The sequence below is a fragment of the Streptomyces sp. SM10 genome, assembly GCF_002910915.1.
Classification (GTDB): domain Bacteria; phylum Actinomycetota; class Actinomycetes; order Streptomycetales; family Streptomycetaceae; genus Streptomyces.
This window is the reverse complement of sequence record NZ_NEUF01000097.1, coordinates 1-18,097: the sequence shown is the minus strand read 5'-3', so window position 1 is coordinate 18,097 and position 18,097 is coordinate 1. Positions and strand designations below refer to the sequence as shown.

Sequence of the window (18,097 nt, the reverse complement as noted above, 5' to 3'; positions counted from 1 at the left end):
TTCGGGCGTACGCGGGTCATGGCCGCCCCAGGACACGCGGTGGTCGCGTTCGCCGCCGAAGCCGGTCTGCCTGGAGGTGTCGGCCTGCCAGGCGGAGGCCGGCCTGGGACGGCTGGGTGCCACGCCGGCCTCGGGGCCGCCGGCCATGGCGCCGCTGTCCTGCCCGTCGACCTCGTCCAGGTACATCGGTCCGGTCTCGTCCACCGGGGCCTGCCGCTGCGGGGCCGGTCCGGCCGCCGGGGCCGGCACCGTCCCGCCCTGCTGGGGCGCGGGCCGGCTGGTTCCGGGAACCCACGAAGCACCGTTCCAGTACCGGACGTAGCCGGGGATGGACGGGTCGGGGTAATACCCCTCGCGGGGGCTTTCGTCACCGGGTGCCGGGGTTGGGGCGCTCATCACCGTGGTCCCGTATCTCTTCGAGGCCTCAGGCCGGCCGGCCGTCGGAGGGTGGCCGACCTCCATACAAGGGTCCACATCTATCAGACCTCCGAGCGCCCCCGGGCCGGTCCTGCCGTTTGGACCACTTTCAGGGTCCGGGGAAGTTTTTCTGGGAAGTCGCGTCATAGACGTCCGGGAGGGCGCTCTCTCCTTCTGCGGACCGGTCGAGGGACCGGCCCCTACGAGCATCGGAAGGTCGTGCACCCCCATGCAGAACGCCGTGGAACGCGAACTGGAAGTGAAGCTGGTCCTGTCGCCCGAGCGGTCGGTCCCCGTACCTGCCCGGCTGTCCTACTTCACGGACGACCCCTACGCCGTGCACGTCACCTTCCACATCGGCTCAGAGTCGCCCGTCCACTGGACGTTCGCCCGCGAGCTGCTCGTGGAGGGCGTGTTCCGGCCGTGCGGGCACGGGGACGTACGGATCTGGCCGACGAGGATCGAGGACCGGGGTCTCATCTGCGTCGCGCTCACCTCGCCCGACGGCAACGCCCTCCTGGAGGTGCCGTCGGTCGCGGTGGCCGCGTGGGTGGAACGCACCCTGCGGGTGGTGCCCCCGGGGACCGAGAGCACGCTGCTGGGGCTGGACGGGGCCCTCGCCGAGCTCCTCACCCCGCTGCCCGCCGACGACCTGTGGCTGAGCGACCCCTGGTCGCAGGACGAGCCGGGGGAAGGCGAGAGCTGAGCGGTGGTGCGGGGCCGTCAGAACAGCTTGCCCGGGTTGAGCAGCCCGAGCGGGTCGAAGGCGGCCTTGATGCCGCGCTGCATCTCGACCCCGACCTCGCCCAGTTCGCGGGCGAGCCACTCCTTCTTCAGTACGCCGACCCCGTGTTCGCCGGTGATGGTGCCGCCCAGTTCGAGGCCCAGCGCCATGATCTCGTCGAAGGACTCGCGTGCCCTGCGGGACTCGTCGGCGTCGGTGTGGTCGAAGCAGACGACGGGGTGGGTGTTGCCGTCGCCTGCGTGGGCGCAGACGCCGATGGTCAGCCCGAACTTCTCGGCGACGGCGGCCGTCCCCTCGATCATCGCGCCGAGCCGGGAGCGCGGGACGCACACGTCGTCGATCATCGTGGCGGACTTGACGGTCTCCAGGGCGGGGAGGGAGAGCCGGCGTGCCTGGAGCAGGAGTTCGGACTCGGCGGCGTCGTCGGCGGGCACGACCTCGGTGGCGCCCGAGGCGGTGCACAGCTCCCCGACGGCGGCGAGGTCGGCTGCCGGGTCGGGCGTGTCGAAGGCGCAGAGCAGCAGCGCCTCGGTGGTCTCGGGGAGTCCCATGGAGGCCATCGCGTTGACGGCACGCACGGTCGTACGGTCCATCAGTTCGAGGAGTGACGGGGTGTGGCCCCGCTCCATGATCCGGCACACGGCGTCGCAGGCGGCTGCCGCGGAGGGGAACTCGGCGGCGAGCACGAGCTGCTGCGGCGGGCGGGGCCGCAGCCCGAGCACGGCTTTGACAACGATGCCGAGGCTGCCTTCCGAGCCGACGAAGAGGCGGGTGAGGTCGTATCCGGCGACGCCCTTCGCGGTGCGGCGCCCGGTGTTCAGCAGCCGGCCGTCGGCCAGGACGACCTCCAGCCCCAGGACGTACTCGGCGGTGACGCCGTACTTCACGCAGCACAGCCCGCCGGACGCCGTGCCGATGTTGCCGCCGATCGTGCACATCTCCCAGCTCGACGGGTCCGGCGGGTAATACAGCCCGTGTTCGTCGACGGCGCGGGAGAGCGTGGCGTTGACGACGCCCGGCTCGACCACCGCGATCCTGTCGACCGGGCTGATCTCCAGGATCCGGTCCATCTTCACCAGGGAGAGCACGATGCAGCCGTCGGAGGCGTTGGCGGCGCCCGACAGCCCCGTCCGCGCGCCCTGGGGCACGACGGGGACCCGCAGGGCGGTGGCGGTCCGCATCACGTGCTGGACCTCCTCGACCGTGCGCGGGAGCACCACGACGGCCGGGGCGCCGGCGTCGCAGAAGCTCGCCATGTCGTGGGCGTACGAGGCGGTGACGTCCGGGTCCGTGATCAGTGCCTCGGCGGGAAGACCCGCGCGCAGTCGTTCGAGAAGATCGTCCATGATCCAAGCGTGACACCCGGGGCCAATGGTGTGAACCCGTCTGCGTCAGCAGTCACGGAGCGCGATGTGATCTTCGTACTGACGCAGAGTGAGGCCCATGGATGCCAAGCCGCAGCAGAATCCGGAGCCGCCCCCCTCCCCCCTGCCGCACCGGGGTGCGACGGCCGTCCCCCCGCCCCCCGCGCCGATGCGCACGACGCTGCGCAGGGCGGCGTTCGGCGCGGTGGCCGGCGCCGTGCTCGTGGCCGGTGCGGTGATCGCCGTACCGGACGGCTCCGAGGAGTCCGCACCGCCCGTGGCGGGGCCCGTGGCGCGGGCCGAGGCCGCGGCCGCCGCGGGCTCCCCCGCGTCCCTGTCCGATCTGACGGCCCTCATCGGCGACCGGCAGAAGTGGGTGGAGACGCATCCGGCGGACGCCCCGTCCTGGGCGGTGCTCGGCACGGCGTACGTGGAATGGGGGCGGCGGTCGGCGGACGGGGCGTACTACACCCGGGCCGAGCAGGCCCTCCAGCGCTCGCTGGCCGCCCAGCCGGGCGAGCGCGGGAACGCGGCGGCGTGGGTGGGGCTCGGCGCGCTCGCCAATGCCCGGAACGACTTCCTCGCCGGGAAGAAGTGGGGCGAGACGGTCCGCGCGCGGGAGCCGAGGAACTGGACGGCGTACCCGGTGCTGATCGACGCCTACAACGGCCTCGGTGAGTACGCGGCGGCGGGCCGGGCGACCGAGAAGTTCGCGACCCTGCGCAAGGGCGCCCCCGCCCTGGCCAGGACGTCCGAGATGTACCGCAACCAGGGCTGGCGCGAGGACGCCCTCGCCACCGCCCAGGAGGCGGCGGACCGTGCGACCACGCCCGCCGAGAAGGCGGCCGCGCTGCACCGGCTCGGCACCCTCGCCGGTGAGCGCGGGGAGCCGGCGGAGGCGCTCGCGCAGTACGACGCGGCCCTGCGGACCGACCGCGGCCACCTCGTCTCCCTCGCGGGCCGGGCCCGCGCCCTGGCGGCTCTGCGCCGCACGGACGAGGCGCTGGCCGCCTACCGGACGGTGGCGGCGAAACTGCCCCGCCCCGCCTACCTGCTCGAACTGGGCGAGCTGTACGAATCGCTGGGCCTGGACGGTGACGCCCGCACCCAGTACGAGGCGCTCCGGAGCCTCCTCGCGCGGGCGAAGGCGGACGGGGTCGACGCATCGCTGACCGAGGCCCGCTTCGAGGCCGACCACGGCGACCCGGAGGCGGCGGTGGATCTCATGCGCACCGCCTGGGAGTCGAAGCGCCGCAGCTCGGCGGTGGCGGACGCCCTGGCCTGGTCGCTGCACCGGGCGGGCCGGAGCGAGGAGGGCATGCAGTACGCCGAGCGGGCGGTGGAGACCGGCGTACGGGACGCGTCGTACGCGTACCACCTGGGCATGATCGAGAGCTCCCTCGGCCAGGACGGCCCGGCCCGCGGTCATCTGGAGGAGGCCCTCCGCACGGACCCGGGCTTCTCACCGCTGGCCGCTCCGCAGGCGCGGGAGGCTCTGGACTCCCTGGGTGAGCCGGCGTCGGGCGGTCCCGCGGAGATGCAGCCGCCGGAGCCGGCTCCCGAACCCCCGGCCCCGGAGCCCTCTCCGGCCGGGCCGACGCGTGAGCCCCAGCGGGAGCCGAAGGCGGAACCCTCACCCGAGCCGAAGCGCTCGCGACCGGCGGCCCCGTCCCCGCGTGCTCCGGAGCCGAGCGCGGCGGCGGCGCCGTAGCAGAGCGGAGGAGGGCGCCCCGGGGCTTCGGGGGCCCTCCTCCGCCCGGTCCGCTAGAGGTTTCCGCGCTTCTCCTGCTCGCGCTCGATCGCCTCGAAGAGCGCCTTGAAGTTGCCCTTGCCGAAGCCCATCGAGCCGTGCCGCTCGATCATCTCGAAGAAGACCGTCGGGCGGTCCTGGACCGGCTTGGTGAAGATCTGCAGCAGGTAGCCGTCCTCGTCCCGGTCGACGAGGATCTTCTGCTCGCGCAGGGTCTCCACGGGAACCCGGGTCTCGCCCGCCCACTCCCCCAGGGTGTCGTAGTACGAGTCCGGGGTGTCCAGGAACTGCACGCCGGCCGCCCGCATCGCCTTGACGGACGCGACGATGTCGTTCGTGGCGAGCGCGATGTGCTGGACGCCCGCACCGCCGTAGAACTCCAGGTACTCGTCGATCTGCGACTTCTTCTTCGCGATCGCCGGCTCGTTGATGGGGAACTTCACCTTCAGCGTGCCGTCGGCGACGACCTTCGACATCAGAGCGGAGTACTCGGTGGCGATGTCGTCGCCCACGAACTCCTTCATGTTGGTGAAGCCCATGACCTTGTTGTAGAAGGTCACCCACTCGTTCATCCGGCCGAGCTCGACGTTGCCGACGCAGTGGTCGATCGCCTGGAAGGTCCTCTTGGCGGCCGGCTCCACGATCGGGGCCGCGGCCGCGTAGCCGGGCAGGTAGGGGCCGTCGTAGCCGGAGCGCTCGACCAGCGTGTGGCGGGTCTTCCCGTACGTGGCGATGGCGGCCATGACGACCGTGCCGTGCTCGTCCTTGACCTCGTGGGGCTCGGTGATCCCGGTGGCCCCGTGCTCCACGGCGTAGGCGTAGGCGGCGCGGGCGTCGGGGACCTCGATGGCGAGGTCGACCACACCGTCGCCGTGGGCGTGCACATGGTCGGCGAGGAAGGTGCCCCACTCGGTGGACGCCTTGATGACGGACGTGAGGACGAAGCGGGCCGAGCCGTTGGTCAGGACGTAACTCGCGGTCTCGCGGCTGCCGTTCTCCGGGCCGGAGTAGGCGACGACCTTCATGCCGAAGGCGGTCGAGTAGTAGTGCGCCGCCTGCTTGGCGTTGCCCACCGCGAAGACCACCGCGTCCATTCCCTTGACCGGGAAGGGATCGGCCTGCCGGGCGGTGTCGGGGGTGGTGTGCACAGTCTCAGTCATGTCCGAAGGTTCCCGCCGGTTCGCAAGGTGCGCAACAGTTCGCCGATCCCCTGGTCAATCTGTCCAGTGGAGCGCCAGGATGGGCGGGCCATCCGTACAGGCTGACCATCAGGAGGCGGATCATGGCGATCGATCATCTGGACGGCCGGCTCATCGTGCTGCTGGCCCGTGAGCCCCGTATCGGTGTACTCGAGGCGTCGCGGCGGCTCGGAGTGGCGCGCGGGACGGTGCAGGCGCGGCTGGACCGTCTTCAGTCCAATGGCGTCATCCGGGGCCTCGGCCCTGACGTGGATCCGGCGGCCCTTGGCTACCCCGTCACCGCGTTCGCGACGCTGGAGATCAAGCAGGGACAAGGCGCGGACGTACGAGCCCATTTGCGTGGCGTGCCGGAGGTGCTGGAGCTGCACACCACCACCGGGCACGGGGACATGCTCTGCCGCCTGGTCGCGCGTTCCAACGCCGACCTCCAGCGGGTGATCGACCTCGTGGTCGGTTTTGATGGCATTGTCCGGGCTTCCACGGCGATCGTCATGGAAAACCCGGTGCCCCTGCGTATTATCCCGCTGGTTGAGCAGGCTGCAGGGGACACGACCTGAGCCTACGGAGCACCATGTGAACTTCTGGGAGTATCTGGGCACGCGCCACCAGCAGTTGCTCACTGACACGTATCAGCACGCCAGCGCCGTCTTCCAGTGCATGGTCATCGCCACGCTCCTCGGCGTCCTGATCGGTGTCGTCAGCTATCGCAGTGGCTGGGGCGGCTCACTGGCGATCACGTCCACCTCGGCGATCCTGACCATTCCGTCGCTCGCCGCGATCGGCCTGCTGATCCCCCTGGTCGGCCTCGGGGTCCCGCCGACCGTGATCATCCTGACCCTGTACGGGCTGCTGCCCATCGTCCGCAACTGCATCGTCGGACTGCGCGGGGTCGACCCGGCCCTCGTCGACGCGGCGAAGGGCATCGGCATGTCCCGGACCCGGCGCCTGCTCAAAGTGGAACTGCCTCTCGCGTGGCCGCCCATCCTCACCGGCATCCGGGTCTCCACCCAGATGCTGATGGGGATCGCCGCCATCGCCGCCTACGCCTCGGGCCCCGGACTCGGCAACGAGATCTTCCGCGGCCTCGCCTCACTCGGAAGCGCCAACGCCATCAACCAGGTCCTCGCCGGCACGATCGGCATCGTCATCCTCGCCCTGCTCTTCGACGCCGCGTACGTACTGCTCGGGCGGCTCACCATCCCTAGGGGGATCCGTGCCTGAGACCGCCGCCGCCTCGACGGAGTCGACCCCGGCCCGCCCTGCCTCCACCTCGGGCGCCACCATCCGGCTGGAGAACCTCTCCAAGTCCTACCCGGGCAGTCCCGCTCCCGCCGTGGACGACGTGTCCATGGACATCAAGGCGGGCGAGACCGTGATCCTCGTGGGCCCCTCCGGCTGCGGGAAGTCCACCACGCTCAAGATGATCAACCGTCTGATCGAGCCGACCTCCGGGCGGATCAAGATCAACGACGAGGACGTCACCGACATGGACCCGGTGAAGCTGCGTCGCAAGATCGGCTACGCGATCCAGTCCTCGGGCCTCTTCCCGCACATGACGGTCGCCGAGAACATCGCCCTCGTGCCGAAGATGACGGGCTGGTCGAAGTCCGGCGTGAAGGACCGCGTCGAGGAGATGCTCGACCTGGTCGGGCTCGATCCCCGCGAGTTCCACGGGCGCTACCCGCGCCAGCTCTCCGGCGGCCAGCAGCAGCGTGTGGGGGTGGCGCGCGCCCTCGCCGCGGACCCGCCCGTGCTGCTGATGGACGAGCCGTTCGGCGCGGTCGACCCGATCACCCGCGACCATCTGCAGGACGAGCTGATCCGTCTCCAGCACGAGCTGCACAAGACGATCGTCTTCGTCACCCACGACTTCGACGAGGCGATCAAGCTCGGCGACCGCATCGCGGTGCTGCGGGAGCGGTCGCACATCGCGCAGTTCGACACCCCCGAGGCGATCCTCACCAACCCGACGGACGACTTCGTCTCGGGCTTCGTGGGGGCGGGCGCGGCCCTGAAGCGGCTCAACCTCACCCGCGTACGGGACGTCGGCATCGCGGAGTTCCCCACGGTGACCGTGGAGGACCCGCTCCAGTCGATCTTCAACAAGCTGCGGGCCGGACAGCACAACGAGCTGCTGATGCTGGACCGCAACAACCGCCCCTACAAGTGGCTGCGGCGCGGCGACCTGAGCCGGGCCAAGGGATCACTGGCCAGGGCCGGGCAGCTGGTGCACGACACGGTGACCCGCGACGCGACGCTCCACGACGCGCTGGAGGCGGTGCTGACGGACAGCGGCGGCCGGGTCGCCGTGACGGGGCGGCGCGGTGAGTTCATCGGCGTCGTCGACATGCAGACCCTGATGAACTCCGTGCAGGAGCTCCTGGAGGCCGACCGGCTCACCGCGATGGAGCACGAGCACGACCTGGAAACACTGCGCGTCCACCGGACGGAGCATGAGCTGGAGGGGGGTGACGGCGGGCTGTGACCCCCAGTCATCAGGCACCCCCCAAGGGGGAGCGGCCGCCCGGCGAGCACGACGTGAAGGGTCACGCCTTCCACGACGAGGAGGCGGAGCCCGCCTCGCCGTCCGCTCCCGCGCGCCGCATCACGTGGCAGAAGCTCGTGACGGTTCCGGCCGTCTGCGCGGTCGTCATCGTCCTGACCTACCTGTGGATCTCCCACATCGACCTCGACTCGATCGCGGAGAACTCACTGGCCGGCGACAACGTGGAGGTCCGCTGGTGGCAGCACGTCCGGCTGACCGCGATCTCCACCTTCTGGGTGCTGATCATCGCGATTCCGCTCGGTATCGCGCTGACCCGGCGCGGCATCAGGAGGGCCGCCCCCGCGGTCACGGCCCTCGCCAACATCGGCCAGGCCACGCCCGCGATCGGGCTGCTGGCCCTGCTGGTGATCTGGCTGGGCATCGGCCCCTCGACGGCCATCACCGGCATGGTGATCTACGCGGTCCTGCCGGTGCTCTCCAACACGGTGGCGGGCCTGAACCAGATCGAACCGACGCTCGTCGAAGCCTCCAAGGGCATCGGCATGTCGGCGATGGGCACGCTCACCAAGGTCGAACTGCCGCTCGCCGTCCCGCTCATCCTGGCCGGCGTGCGCACCGCCCTGGTGCTCAACGTGGGCACCGCGACCCTCGCCACCTTCGGCGGCGGCGGAGGGCTCGGCGACCTCATCACCTCGGGGATCCAGACCCAGCGCATGCCCGTGCTGATCCTCGGTTCCGTACTGACGGTGGTGCTCGCCCTGCTGGTGGACTGGCTGGCCTCGCTGGTCGAACTGTGGCTGACGCCGCGCGGACTGGAGGAAGCGTGAGGGTACGTACGGGCCTGGCATCGGCGGCCGCGCTGGCCCTCCTGCTCACGGGGTGCGGGCTGAAGAGCGGTTCACCGCTGGTGGACGAGGTGGAACCGGGGTCGGTCGGACAGGGGCAGCCGCTCAAGGGCGCGTCGCTGACGGTGACCTCGAAGAACTTCAGCGAGAACATCATCCTCGGCCAGATCCTGGGCCTGGTCTTCAAGGCGGCCGGCGCCGAGGTCCTGGACCGGACGAACCTGCCGGGGTCGATCAGCGCGCGCGAGGCGGTCGTCAAGGGCGACGCCGACGCGCTGTACGACTACACGGGCACGGGCTGGATCACCTACCTGGGCCACGCCAAGCCGATCGCGGACCCGCAGGAGCAGTGGAAGGCCGTACGCGACGAGGACAAGGCCAACGGGGTGACCTGGCTGCCGCCCGCCACCCTCGACAACACGTACGCCCTGACCATCAGCAAGAAGAACAACGCCAAGTACCACCTGAAGAACCTCTCGGACGTGGCCGCCCTGGCCAAGAAGGACCCGAAGGCCGTCACCGTCTGCGTGGAGAACGAATTCGCCTCGCGCGACGACGGGCTGCCCGGCATGCAGAAGCACTACGGGATGAAGCTGCCGGCCGCCAACATCAAGAAGATGGACGCGGGGATCATCTACACCCAGGTGAATTCCGGCGGCTGCCTGCTGGGCGAGGTCTACACCACGGACGGCCGGATCAAGGCGATGAACCTTGACGTCCTGGAGGACGACAAGCAGTTCTTCCCCAACTACAACGCCTCCCCCCTCATCCACACGGCGACCCTCGACAAGTACCCCGAGATCGCCGAGTTGCTGGCTCCCGTCACCGAGAAGCTGACGACCTCGCTGGCTCAGGAGCTCAACTCGAAGGTGGACGTGGGCGGGGAGGACCCGCACGAGGTGGCGATGGACTGGCTGGTGGAGGAAGGTTTCATCCAGGAGGGCTGAGACCGCCCGACTTCGCACTCCACCGGGGGCCCGTACCGCAACGCGCGGTACGGGCCCCGGTGTTGCCGCGTCCGACCCTGGGAACGGCATGCAAAGAATCCGTTGCAAAAAGATGTTGCAAAGCTGTCTTTGCAACCTTATGGTCATGCCATGCCACCGAACGAGCCCGAGAACCGCGCCCCCGCCGCAGACGAACTGAACATCCATCAGATCGACGCCCGGACGTTGCGCGGGCTCGCCCACCCCCTGCGCATCCGCCTGCTGAACGCCCTGCGGGAGTTCGGACCCGCCACCGCATCCGGACTCGCCGAGCGTCTCGGCGAGTCCAGCGGTGCCACCAGCTACCACCTGCGGCAGCTCGCGGCCTACGGCTTCGTCGAGGACGCCCCGGAGCGCGGCAAGGGTCGCGAGCGGTGGTGGAAGGCCGTTCACATGGGCACCACCCTCAACAGCAACAGTTTCCTGGACCACCCGGACGCCGAGGTGCGCGGCGCCGTCGGGGTCCTCCTCCACGAGACGGCCTCCACGCACGCCCAGGAGCTGAACACCTGGCTCGGAACGATGCACGAGTGGCCCGAGGAGTGGCGCGAGAGCTTCGATCTCAGCAACTTCCAGGTACGGCTCACTCCCGAGCTCTCCCAGGAACTCGCCCAGAAGATCCAGGACCTGGTGAACAGCTATCGGGGCCGGGTCCCCGAGGGCTCCGAGGGCTCGGCCGTCGTCCGCACGCATCTGCACGTGTTCCCGCGCCCCGCCGAATGAGGAGGCCACCGTCATGCACAGCGACATCCACCTGATGCTCCACACCTTCCGCTCCGCCGAACTCCGCGACGAGGCCGCTGGATTCCACCCGGCACGCCCCGGGTTCCGCCACCGTGTGGGCTGGACGATGATCCAGCTGGGCCTGAAGCTCACCCAGGCACCTCCCGTCCGAGCCCGCGCGCCACGGGCGGTGTGACCGTGGACGGGGGGAGACGCACCCCACCGCACCGCACGCCGATCGTCGCCGTCCTGGCAGCCAACTCGTTTTCCACCGCCGGGACTTCGCTGACCCTCATCGGCGTACCGTGGTTCGTCCTGGAGACCACGGGGAGCGCCGGGAAGGCGGGGGTCGTCGCGTTCTGCGCGACCCTGCCCATCGTCGTCGCGGCCCTGGTGGGAGGCCCGGAGCCCCAGGTCAGCAGCTCGGGACCGAGCCGCCCTGCTCCAGCGCCCGCAGCGAGGACACCGCGCTCTCCAGTGTCGTGACGGGGATCAGCCGCAGCCCCTCGGGCCGCTCGGCCTCCGCCTGCTTGCACTCGGCCTTCGGCACGAGGAAGACCGTGGCACCGTCACGCCGGGCGGCCTGCGTCTTGAGGGAGACCCCGCCGACCGCGCCGACCTTGCCGTCGGCCTCGATGGTCCCCGTGCCGGCGACGGTGCGTCCGCCGGTCAGATCGCCGCCGGAGCCGTCGCCGTCCAGCTTGTCGATGATGCCCAGCGAGAAGAACAGGCCCGCGCTGGGACCGCCGACATCGGCCAGGTGAAGGGTGATGTCCACCGAGCCGGGCTTCCTGTCCAGGTACTTCAGGGCGGCGTCGACGGCGACGTTCTGCGACTTCTCCATGTCCTGGAGGTTGTGCTGCTCGATCTCCTTCACGGAGTCGCCGGTCGGATAGACGGAGTCGCGCGGCATGACCGCCCGGTCCGCCCTGAACCAGCTGTCCACCACGTCCCCGACCCTGACGTCGGCCGACGGCGCGGTCGCGAGGATCGTCGTCATCCTCAGCTCGCCGTCGGTCGTGCGGGTCGGCGCGCCCGTGATGGTGATGACCTGCTTGCCCTTGTCGTCCCCCAGGACATCGGCGGTGGTGCCGGGCTGTGCCACGGTGAACGGCAGCGGCGCGAAGGCGGCCGTGGCGAACAGGGCGAGGACGGGCAGCGCGCAGACGGCGAGGGCGCGGGAGCGGGAGAGACGAATGGCCACCCGCCCAATCTAGCCGCCGTGCGTCCCCGGTCCCGACCGCCCCGGCGGTGCCGGGGGCGGTCGGGCGGTGTGGCTAACGCAGCGCGTCGGCGACCTCACGGGCCGCGTCGAGGACCCGGGGTCCGACCCGTTCCGGGACGGCGTCGGCGAGCATCACCACGCCCACGCTGCCCTCCACCCCCGAGACCCCGACGAGCGGTGCCGCGGCCCCGCAGGCTCCGGCCTCGAGCTCGCCCTGGGTGAGGGTGTAGCCGGGATGGTCGACCGTCGTCTTCTGCCGGGCCGTGAGGATCGCCCGGCCCGCCGCACCCCGGTCCAGGGAGTGGCGGAAGCCGGCCCGGTAGGCCACGTGGTAGTCGGTCCACGTCGGCTCGACGACGGCGACCGCGAGCGCGTCCGATCCGTCGACGAGCGTGAGGTGGGCGGTGGCCCCTATGTCCTCGGCCAGGGAGCGCAGCGCGGGCAGCGCGGCCTCCCTGACGAGCGGGTGCACCTGTCGGCCCAGGCGCAGCACGCCCAGACCCACTCGGGCCCGGCCGCCCAGGTCACGCCGGACGAGCGCGTGCTGTTCCAGGGTGGCGAGCAGTCGGTAGACCACGGTGCGGTTGACGCCGAGCTTGTTGGACAACTCGGTGACGGTCAGGCCGTGATCGGTATCGGCGAGCAGTTTGAGGACACGCAGTCCCCGGTCGAGCGTCTGAGAAGTCTCCGCGGTCACGACGCCCTCTCCCTCGTGGTGAGCGGGGCGGTTGTCTCAAGGGGTCCACCGACGCCGGTCCCTCGGCGCGACGCACCGAGACGCCGCCGAATGGCCATGGCACCGGCTGCGCTCCGCGGCCACACTGCCACGGGGCGTTCATGTTTCGGGGACATTAGCGAGGGAGTCCGCTCAGCGGAAGCCCTCGTCCAGAATCCGGTCTCCCTCCGGACGAGCACCGCATAACCGCCGGTCAGCGCAGGACCGTCCGGAACCCGAACATCTACGCGCGTCCAAGTCGCGTGACTCCGAGGCGGCGCGCCGTACACCACCGGTGAACGCTTGTTAACACCCGGTGAAGAACTTTTGCAAATATCTTCCGTGCGGGCGCCCCACCGCACGCCCGCACGCCCCTCCGGGCTGGGGCGCGCCCCAGCCCGGAGGGGCGTGCGACGAACGGGCCCCGGTGCGCGGGCGGTGTGAACCGCCCGCGCACCGGGGCCCGTCGGGTCCGGATCACCGCACCCGGTTCACCGCATCCGGGTGGCCCACTCCTGGACCTTCTTGATCCGGTCCTGGATCTGTCCGGCCGTCGCCTCCGCGCTGGGCGGACCGCCGCACACCCGCCGCAGCTCGGTGTGGATCACCCCGTGGGGCTTGCCGCTCTGGTGGGTGTAGGCCGACACCATGGTGTTGAGCTGCTTGCGCAGCTCCAGCAGCTTCTTGTGCGTGACCACGGGACGGTTCTCGGCCGCCTTCTCCAGGAGGTCGGCCTCCGCGGCCGGCTTCTGGCGGCTGTGCGCGATCTGCCGGGTCTGCCGCTTCTGGAGCAGCATCTGCACCTGGTCGGGTTCGAGGAGTCCCGGGATGCCGAGGTAGTCCTGCTCCTCCTCGCTGCCGGGGTGCGCCTGCATGCCGAATTCGGCACCGTCGTAGAGCACCCGGTCGAAGACCGCGTCGGACTCCAGCGCCTCGAAGGGCAGCTGGTCCTCGGTCTCCTCGTCCTCCGGCTTCTCCGCGTCGGCGAGGAGCTGGTCCTCCTCGGCGAAGGGGTTCTCCTCGTCGCTGCCCTTCTTGGGCTTGTCGAGCACGTGGTCGCGCTCGACCTCCATCTCGTTCGCGAAGTCGAGGAGCATCGGGATGGTCGGCACGAAGACGGAGGCGGTCTCGCCCCGGCGCCGCGACCGTACGAAACGGCCGACGGCCTGGGCGAAGAAGAGCGGTGTGGAGATCGTCGTCGCGTACACGCCGACCGCGAGACGCGGGACGTCGACGCCCTCGGACACCATGCGGACCGCGACCATCCAGCGCGACTCGTCCTGACTGAACCTGTCGATGTTCTTGGACGCGGCCTTCTCGTCGGAGAGGACCACGGTCGGCTTCTCGCCGGTGACCGACTTGAGGATCTTGGCGTACGCGCGCGCCGACTCCTGGTCCGTCGCGATGACCAGCCCGCCGGCGTCCGGAATGCCCTTGCGCACCTCGGTCAGCCGCTTGTCCGCGGCGGCCAGCACATTGGGGATCCATTCGCCGGTGGGCGAGAGCGCGGTGCGCCAGGCCTGCCCGATGGCGTCCTTGGTCATCGGCTCGCCGAGCCGCGCGGCGATCTCGTCCCCGGCCTTGGTGCGCCAGCGCATGTTGCCGCTGTAGCTGAGGAAGATCACGGGGCGGACGACCCCGTCGGCGAGGGCGTTGCCGTAGCCGTAGGTGTAGTCGGCCGAGGAGCGGCGGATGCCGTCGTTGCCCTCCTCGTACGCGACGAAGGGGATCGGGTTGGTGTCCGACCGGAAGGGCGTGCCGGTGAGCGCGAGGCGCCTGGTCGCCGGGTCGAACGCCTCCTGGCACGCCTCGCCCCAGGACTTCGAGTCACCGGCGTGGTGGATCTCGTCGAGGATCACGAGGGTCTTGCGCTGCTCGCACCGGTTGCGGTGCAGCATCGGGCGTACGCCGACTCCGGCGTACGTGACCGCGACCCCGTGGTACTCCTTGCTCACGGGTCCGGCGCTGTACTCCGGGTCGAGCTTGATGCCTATGCGGGCGGCGGCCTCCGCCCACTGCTTCTTGAGGTGCTCGGTGGGCGCCACGACGGTGATCTGCTGCACCACGTGGTGGTGCAGCAGCCATGAGGCGAGGGTCAGCGCGAAGGTGGTCTTCCCCGCGCCGGGGGTCGCGACGGCGAGGAAGTCGCGCGGCTGGTCCTGGATGTACCTGTCCATCGCACCCTGCTGCCAGGCGCGCAGCTTGCCTGCCGTACCCCAGGGGGCGCGGCCGGGAAAGGCGGGTGAGAGGTGGTGGGAGGCGGTAGTAGTCACGGTCTCCGGTTCGGCACTCGGGTACGTGGGGCGCTGGCCGTACGGACCGGAACCGGCCCGTACGCGATACGACAACCGGGCCACCCTACCGGCGGGCGGGGCGGAACCCTTCCCGGACGACGCCGCTCCGGAGGATAGTGCGACGGCTGTCACACCACAGCGACGACCAGATCGCGCAGTCCTTGGGCGATGACCTTCACCTCGTCCGCCTCACCGGTCGCCACCGCGATGACCAGCCGTTCCGCAGCGTCGATGTCCGGACGCAGGTCCACGCCGTTCATCGCCAGGAACGTGACACAGGACAGCCACGCCGTCCGCTTGTTGCCGTCGAAAAGTCGGTGATTGATCGCAAGGGACTGGAGGAGCGCCGCAGCCTTGTCGATCACGTCCGGGTACGCCTCCTCCCCGAACATGGCAGCGGAAGGGCGATGCGCCGCGGACTCCAGGAGCCCGGCGTCCCGCACGACGACCTGCATGTCGGAGCAGGCGTATCCCGCGATGACGAGGATGTCCTCGGAGGAGAGGTAGACGCAGGTCACTTGAGACGGTCCATCAGCTCGCCCCACTTGGCGGCCTGCTCCTTGGCGGTCTGGCGGACGATGGCCTCCTGGGCCGTCCGGGCGAGGTAGTCGTCCACAGCCTTGAGCAGTATCGCGTGCATGCTCGTGCCCTCCTGCTCGGCCCGCCGCTTGAGGGCCTCGGTCTGGTCGTCGCGGAGACGCAGGTTCATAGCCATACCAAAACGGTACTACCGAGTGGGGTCACATCGGTACCACACAGGCCTACCGGGGCTGCACCCGGCTCGCGACCCACACTCCCACCAGCGCCACCGCTGCCATCGGCATGAACACCACCACGAACGCTCCGGGGTGCGCGACGGCGGCCTCGCTGCCGACCGCCCCGTGGGCAGCCGCGCCCACCGCGCCGCCACCGAGCGCGGCGAACGCCGCACCGCCCGCGGCGAGCAGCAGCGCGTTGGACAGGCCGTCCGAGATCTGGAGGGCCGCCGAATTGGCACCCGCCTCCCGCGGGGCCGACAGTTTCAGCAGCAGCACGCTCGTCGACGCGATCACCATGCCCATGCCGAAGCACCCCACGCCCCAGACCACGGCCAGGGTCCACACCGGCACCGCCTCGATCAGCACGCTCGGCGCGGCCACGATCGCCAGCGTCACGAGCACCATGCCCGCCATCATCAGTGCCCCCTGATGGGGCTCCAGCCTGGGCCGGGCCAGCACGTACGAACCGAGCGCCCAGGTCAGGCCGCCCGCGGCCAGGGAGAGGCCGGCCAGCGTCGGGGACAGTCCGCGCTGGGTCACGAGCATCAGCGGGACGAAGGACTCGGCGACGATGAAGGAGCCGGCCGCCATCCCCCGCAGCAGGATCACGGCGGGCAGGCCCCGCGCGGCCCGCAGGGTCCCCCGGGGCAGCAGCCCACGCACCGCGGGCACGAGCAGTGCGGCCCCGGCGAGCGCGGGGACCAGCGAGAGCCACCGCAGCTCCTGCCCCGCGTACTGGAGCAGCCCGGCGCCCGCCGAGATCCCGAGCGCGAGCCGGATGCGGCGCCCGTCGAACGGCTCCGCACCGGTTTCGGCGTCCGCCGGCCCGCCCGCCATCCGCCGGATCGCGGGCAGCGCGAGGGCGAGCGGCAGGAGGATGAGGACGGGGATGCCGACGAAGACCCAGCGCCACCCGAGGTGCTCGGTCACCGTGCCGGAGGCGAGCGGCCCGACGACGGACGGGACGACCCAGGCGGCGGAGAAGGCCGCCATGATGCCCGGCCGGATCCGCTCCGGGTAGGCCCGCCCGATGACCACGTACAGCGCGACGATCACGAGCCCGCCGCCGACGCCCTGGACGGCCCGGCCCAGGATGAACATCCACATGCCCCCGGCCGTGCCGGAGAGCAGCAGCCCGGCCCCGAAGGCGCCGATCCCCGTGGCGAGCGGGGCGAGCGGACCCCGCCGGTCGGCCCACTGCCCGGAGAGCACCATGGCGAAGAGGCTGGTGGTGAAGTACGCGGAGAAGGCGAACGCGTAGAGCGGGATGCCGTGCAGCTCCTTGGCCGCGACCGGCATCGCCGTGCCGACGGCGGTCGCCTCGAAGGCGATGAGCAGGACGACCGAGACGATCCCGATGCTGAGCGCCCGGTAGGTCCGCCCGAGGACGCCTTCCGCCGGTTCGGCGACGGTGGTCTCCACGAGGGCGGCGGTGACCTCGGCGTCACGGGGTTCCAGGGCAGTCATGGCGTCCAGCGTAAGGGCCGAAACAGCCGGTGGCCCCTGTCGGAGGAGGTACTCCGGATCGGCCCTTGGCCGTACGTCCATGGTCCGACTGCCGGCTCCCGGACGCCGGACATGAACGCGGCATGGCAGTCGTGTTGCGGCACACCCGCTTCTCTTGAGCCGGCCCCCGCCAGCCTCGTACGGTCGGTGCAGATCAAGAATCGCACGGCCGTGTGCCCGAGAGGCTCAGGGGCTCGACTGCAACTCGAGTTACACCGGTTCGAATCCGGTCACGGCCTCCAGCGAACGGCTCGAAAGGGAACGGCCGCCCCCATGGCACGGGGGCGGCCGTTCCTGCTCACGCCAGCCGTGGGTACGGCGTGGTACGTGGGGAACCAGCAGTCACTGTCATCACCTCACCCACCCTGACGGACACCGCGGCACCGCCCGCACCCCGATCAACTCGCCCCCTCCCGCCCGTCGCCGGCAATCAAATTGCCCCTGTCCGGACAAGTTCAGACGTTTGAACTACGTCAAGCCCCAGGCCTTCACGGCGTACACACCACCACTGTTCAAGACTCGAGCTCCGCCTCGTGTGATCCTCTTGGCGAGTTGCTACTGAACTTGAATGTGTGATGTCGGCTTGACCCTGGTCAGCTGCCTATGGTCAGGCCGGTGCCCATGAGGCAGCCGTCGATGAGGTGCGGTCGGTACTGGGTCTTCTTGAGACTGCGCTTCACGGCGGCGGCGAGCTGGTCGAGGTTCGCGGCGGCGAGGTTGCCGATGGTCCGTTTCACGAGAGACCAGATGCCTTCCTGCGGATTGAGGTCGGGTGCGTAGGACGGGAAGTGGAAAACGGTCAGCCAGTCCTCGTTCGCGGTGATGAAGTCCTTCATCTGCGGCATGAGATGAGTACGCAGGTTGTCCCACACCAGGACGATGGGACCTTTGAGCTGGTTGTGCGCTCTCACGATGAGGTCGCGATAGTCCTGCCAGGTGAACCCTTTGGGTTCACCTTTCCGGCCCCGGTGGACGCGGAAGCTGTAGATCAGCCTCGAACGGTCTCCGCGACGGAAGCAGGTCATTCCCGCCATCGAAACCCGTCCCGAGCCGCGGCCCCGGAC

19 protein-coding genes, 1 tRNA gene and 1 pseudogene are annotated in these 18,097 nt (G+C 70.4%); 11 read left to right on the top strand and 10 right to left on the bottom strand.

Features of this window, described 5'->3' with window-relative positions; translation table 11 throughout:
* Positions 1–396: DUF2510 domain-containing protein (locus B9S57_RS14515; protein WP_146057755.1), on the bottom strand; the 396-nt coding region annotated here is incomplete at its 3' end.
* Positions 397–646: 250 nt separating this feature from the next.
* Between B9S57_RS14515 and B9S57_RS14510 the strand changes: the two genes are divergently transcribed.
* A complete protein-coding gene (locus tag B9S57_RS14510; protein WP_103515992.1) occupies positions 647–1,123 on the top strand; it encodes an SsgA family sporulation/cell division regulator in 477 nt (158 codons plus the stop codon).
* Positions 1,124–1,140: 17 nt separating this feature from the next.
* Here the strand turns inward: B9S57_RS14510 and B9S57_RS14505 are convergent, their stop codons facing one another.
* Entirely contained in the window at positions 1,141–2,508 is a 1,368-nt protein-coding gene (locus B9S57_RS14505) for an FAD-binding oxidoreductase (RefSeq protein WP_103515991.1), read from the bottom strand.
* Positions 2,509–2,605: 97 nt separating this feature from the next.
* Here B9S57_RS14505 and B9S57_RS14500 point away from each other — a divergent pair, with 97 nt between their 5' ends.
* Positions 2,606–4,237: a tetratricopeptide repeat protein gene (locus B9S57_RS14500; RefSeq protein ID WP_103515990.1), complete on the top strand. Its 1,632-nt coding sequence runs from the start codon at positions 2,606–2,608 to the stop codon at positions 4,235–4,237.
* 53 nt (positions 4,238–4,290) lie between these two features.
* Here the strand turns inward: B9S57_RS14500 and hppD are convergent, their stop codons facing one another.
* On the bottom strand, positions 4,291–5,436 hold the full coding sequence (hppD, locus tag B9S57_RS14495; protein WP_103515989.1) for a 4-hydroxyphenylpyruvate dioxygenase: 1,146 nt from the start codon (positions 5,434–5,436) through the stop codon (positions 4,291–4,293).
* Between the two features lie 122 nt (positions 5,437–5,558).
* On the opposite strand from hppD, the gene B9S57_RS14490 reads away from it, so the two are divergent.
* The 8 genes and pseudogenes from B9S57_RS14490 to B9S57_RS35435 form a co-directional block, all read left to right on the top strand.
* Positions 5,559–6,032: an Lrp/AsnC family transcriptional regulator gene (locus B9S57_RS14490; protein ID WP_103515988.1), complete on the top strand. Its 474-nt coding sequence runs from the start codon at positions 5,559–5,561 to the stop codon at positions 6,030–6,032.
* 16 nt (positions 6,033–6,048) lie between these two features.
* Positions 6,049–6,696, top strand: a complete 648-nt coding sequence (locus B9S57_RS14485; protein ID WP_103515987.1) for an ABC transporter permease — start codon at positions 6,049–6,051, stop codon at positions 6,694–6,696.
* A complete protein-coding gene (locus B9S57_RS14480; protein WP_103515986.1) occupies positions 6,689–7,960 on the top strand; it encodes a betaine/proline/choline family ABC transporter ATP-binding protein in 1,272 nt (423 codons plus the stop codon). Before B9S57_RS14485 ends, B9S57_RS14480 begins: the two co-directional genes overlap by 8 nt.
* Positions 7,957–8,808 carry an ABC transporter permease gene (locus tag B9S57_RS14475; protein ID WP_103515985.1) on the top strand — a complete coding sequence of 284 codons (852 nt, stop codon included), beginning with the start codon at positions 7,957–7,959 and terminating at the stop codon, positions 8,806–8,808. Before B9S57_RS14480 ends, B9S57_RS14475 begins: the two co-directional genes overlap by 4 nt.
* Positions 8,805–9,773, top strand: a complete 969-nt coding sequence (locus B9S57_RS14470) for a glycine betaine ABC transporter substrate-binding protein (RefSeq protein WP_103515984.1) — start codon at positions 8,805–8,807, stop codon at positions 9,771–9,773. The genes B9S57_RS14475 and B9S57_RS14470 overlap by 4 nt, the downstream gene beginning before the upstream one ends.
* A gap of 150 nt (positions 9,774–9,923) precedes the next feature.
* Positions 9,924–10,535, top strand: coding sequence for a transcriptional regulator (locus B9S57_RS14465; RefSeq protein WP_103515983.1), 612 nt, complete (start codon positions 9,924–9,926; stop codon positions 10,533–10,535).
* 13 nt (positions 10,536–10,548) lie between these two features.
* Positions 10,549–10,731, top strand: coding sequence for a hypothetical protein (locus B9S57_RS14460; protein WP_103515982.1), 183 nt, complete (start codon positions 10,549–10,551; stop codon positions 10,729–10,731).
* Positions 10,732–10,733: 2 nt separating this feature from the next.
* Positions 10,734–10,940 (top strand): annotated as a pseudogene (locus B9S57_RS35435) (MFS transporter); the annotation flags it as partial.
* A 10-nt stretch (positions 10,941–10,950) separates the two neighbouring features.
* On the opposite strand, the gene B9S57_RS14450 reads toward B9S57_RS35435, so the two are convergent.
* From B9S57_RS14450 to B9S57_RS14425, 6 genes are all read right to left on the bottom strand, one after another.
* Positions 10,951–11,739: a S16 family serine protease gene (locus B9S57_RS14450; RefSeq protein ID WP_103515981.1), complete on the bottom strand. Its 789-nt coding sequence runs from the start codon at positions 11,737–11,739 to the stop codon at positions 10,951–10,953.
* A 73-nt stretch (positions 11,740–11,812) separates the two neighbouring features.
* On the bottom strand, positions 11,813–12,457 hold the full coding sequence (locus tag B9S57_RS14445; protein WP_103515980.1) for an IclR family transcriptional regulator: 645 nt from the start codon (positions 12,455–12,457) through the stop codon (positions 11,813–11,815).
* 509 nt (positions 12,458–12,966) lie between these two features.
* Positions 12,967–14,748, bottom strand: coding sequence for a DEAD/DEAH box helicase (locus tag B9S57_RS14440; protein ID WP_103515993.1), 1,782 nt, complete (start codon positions 14,746–14,748; stop codon positions 12,967–12,969).
* A gap of 149 nt (positions 14,749–14,897) precedes the next feature.
* Complete coding sequence (locus tag B9S57_RS14435) at positions 14,898–15,287, bottom strand: type II toxin-antitoxin system death-on-curing family toxin (protein WP_103515979.1); 390 nt, start codon at positions 15,285–15,287, stop codon at positions 14,898–14,900.
* Positions 15,284–15,484, bottom strand: a complete 201-nt coding sequence (locus tag B9S57_RS14430) for a ribbon-helix-helix protein, CopG family (protein WP_103515978.1) — start codon at positions 15,482–15,484, stop codon at positions 15,284–15,286. Before B9S57_RS14430 ends, B9S57_RS14435 begins: the two co-directional genes overlap by 4 nt.
* A gap of 46 nt (positions 15,485–15,530) precedes the next feature.
* Positions 15,531–16,994: an MFS transporter gene (locus B9S57_RS14425; RefSeq protein WP_103515977.1), complete on the bottom strand. Its 1,464-nt coding sequence runs from the start codon at positions 16,992–16,994 to the stop codon at positions 15,531–15,533.
* Positions 16,995–17,200: 206 nt separating this feature from the next.
* Here B9S57_RS14425 and B9S57_RS14420 point away from each other — a divergent pair.
* Positions 17,201–17,275, top strand: a tRNA-Cys gene (locus B9S57_RS14420).
* A 351-nt stretch (positions 17,276–17,626) separates the two neighbouring features.
* Here the strand turns inward: B9S57_RS14420 and B9S57_RS14415 are convergent.
* A partial coding sequence (locus tag B9S57_RS14415) for a transposase (RefSeq protein WP_258036384.1) occupies positions 17,627–18,097 on the bottom strand: 471 nt, incomplete at its 5' end.

Excerpts from the sequence above, each read along its gene's own strand:
- B9S57_RS14510 (WP_103515992.1), top strand. The coding sequence starts at position 647 with ATGCAGAACGCCGTGGAACGCGAACTGGAAGTGAAGCTGGTCCTGTCG.
- B9S57_RS14505 (WP_103515991.1), bottom strand. The coding sequence starts at position 2,508 with ATGGACGATCTTCTCGAACGACTGCGCGCGGGTCTTCCCGCCGAGGCA.
- B9S57_RS14500 (WP_103515990.1), top strand. The coding sequence starts at position 2,606 with ATGGATGCCAAGCCGCAGCAGAATCCGGAGCCGCCCCCCTCCCCCCTG.
- hppD (WP_103515989.1), bottom strand. The coding sequence starts at position 5,436 with ATGACTGAGACTGTGCACACCACCCCCGACACCGCCCGGCAGGCCGAT.
- B9S57_RS14490 (WP_103515988.1), top strand. The coding sequence starts at position 5,559 with ATGGCGATCGATCATCTGGACGGCCGGCTCATCGTGCTGCTGGCCCGT.
- B9S57_RS14465 (WP_103515983.1), top strand. The coding sequence starts at position 9,924 with ATGCCACCGAACGAGCCCGAGAACCGCGCCCCCGCCGCAGACGAACTG.
- B9S57_RS14460 (WP_103515982.1), top strand. The coding sequence starts at position 10,549 with ATGCACAGCGACATCCACCTGATGCTCCACACCTTCCGCTCCGCCGAA.
- B9S57_RS14430 (WP_103515978.1), bottom strand. The coding sequence starts at position 15,484 with ATGGCTATGAACCTGCGTCTCCGCGACGACCAGACCGAGGCCCTCAAG.
- B9S57_RS14425 (WP_103515977.1), bottom strand. The coding sequence starts at position 16,994 with ATGACTGCCCTGGAACCCCGTGACGCCGAGGTCACCGCCGCCCTCGTG.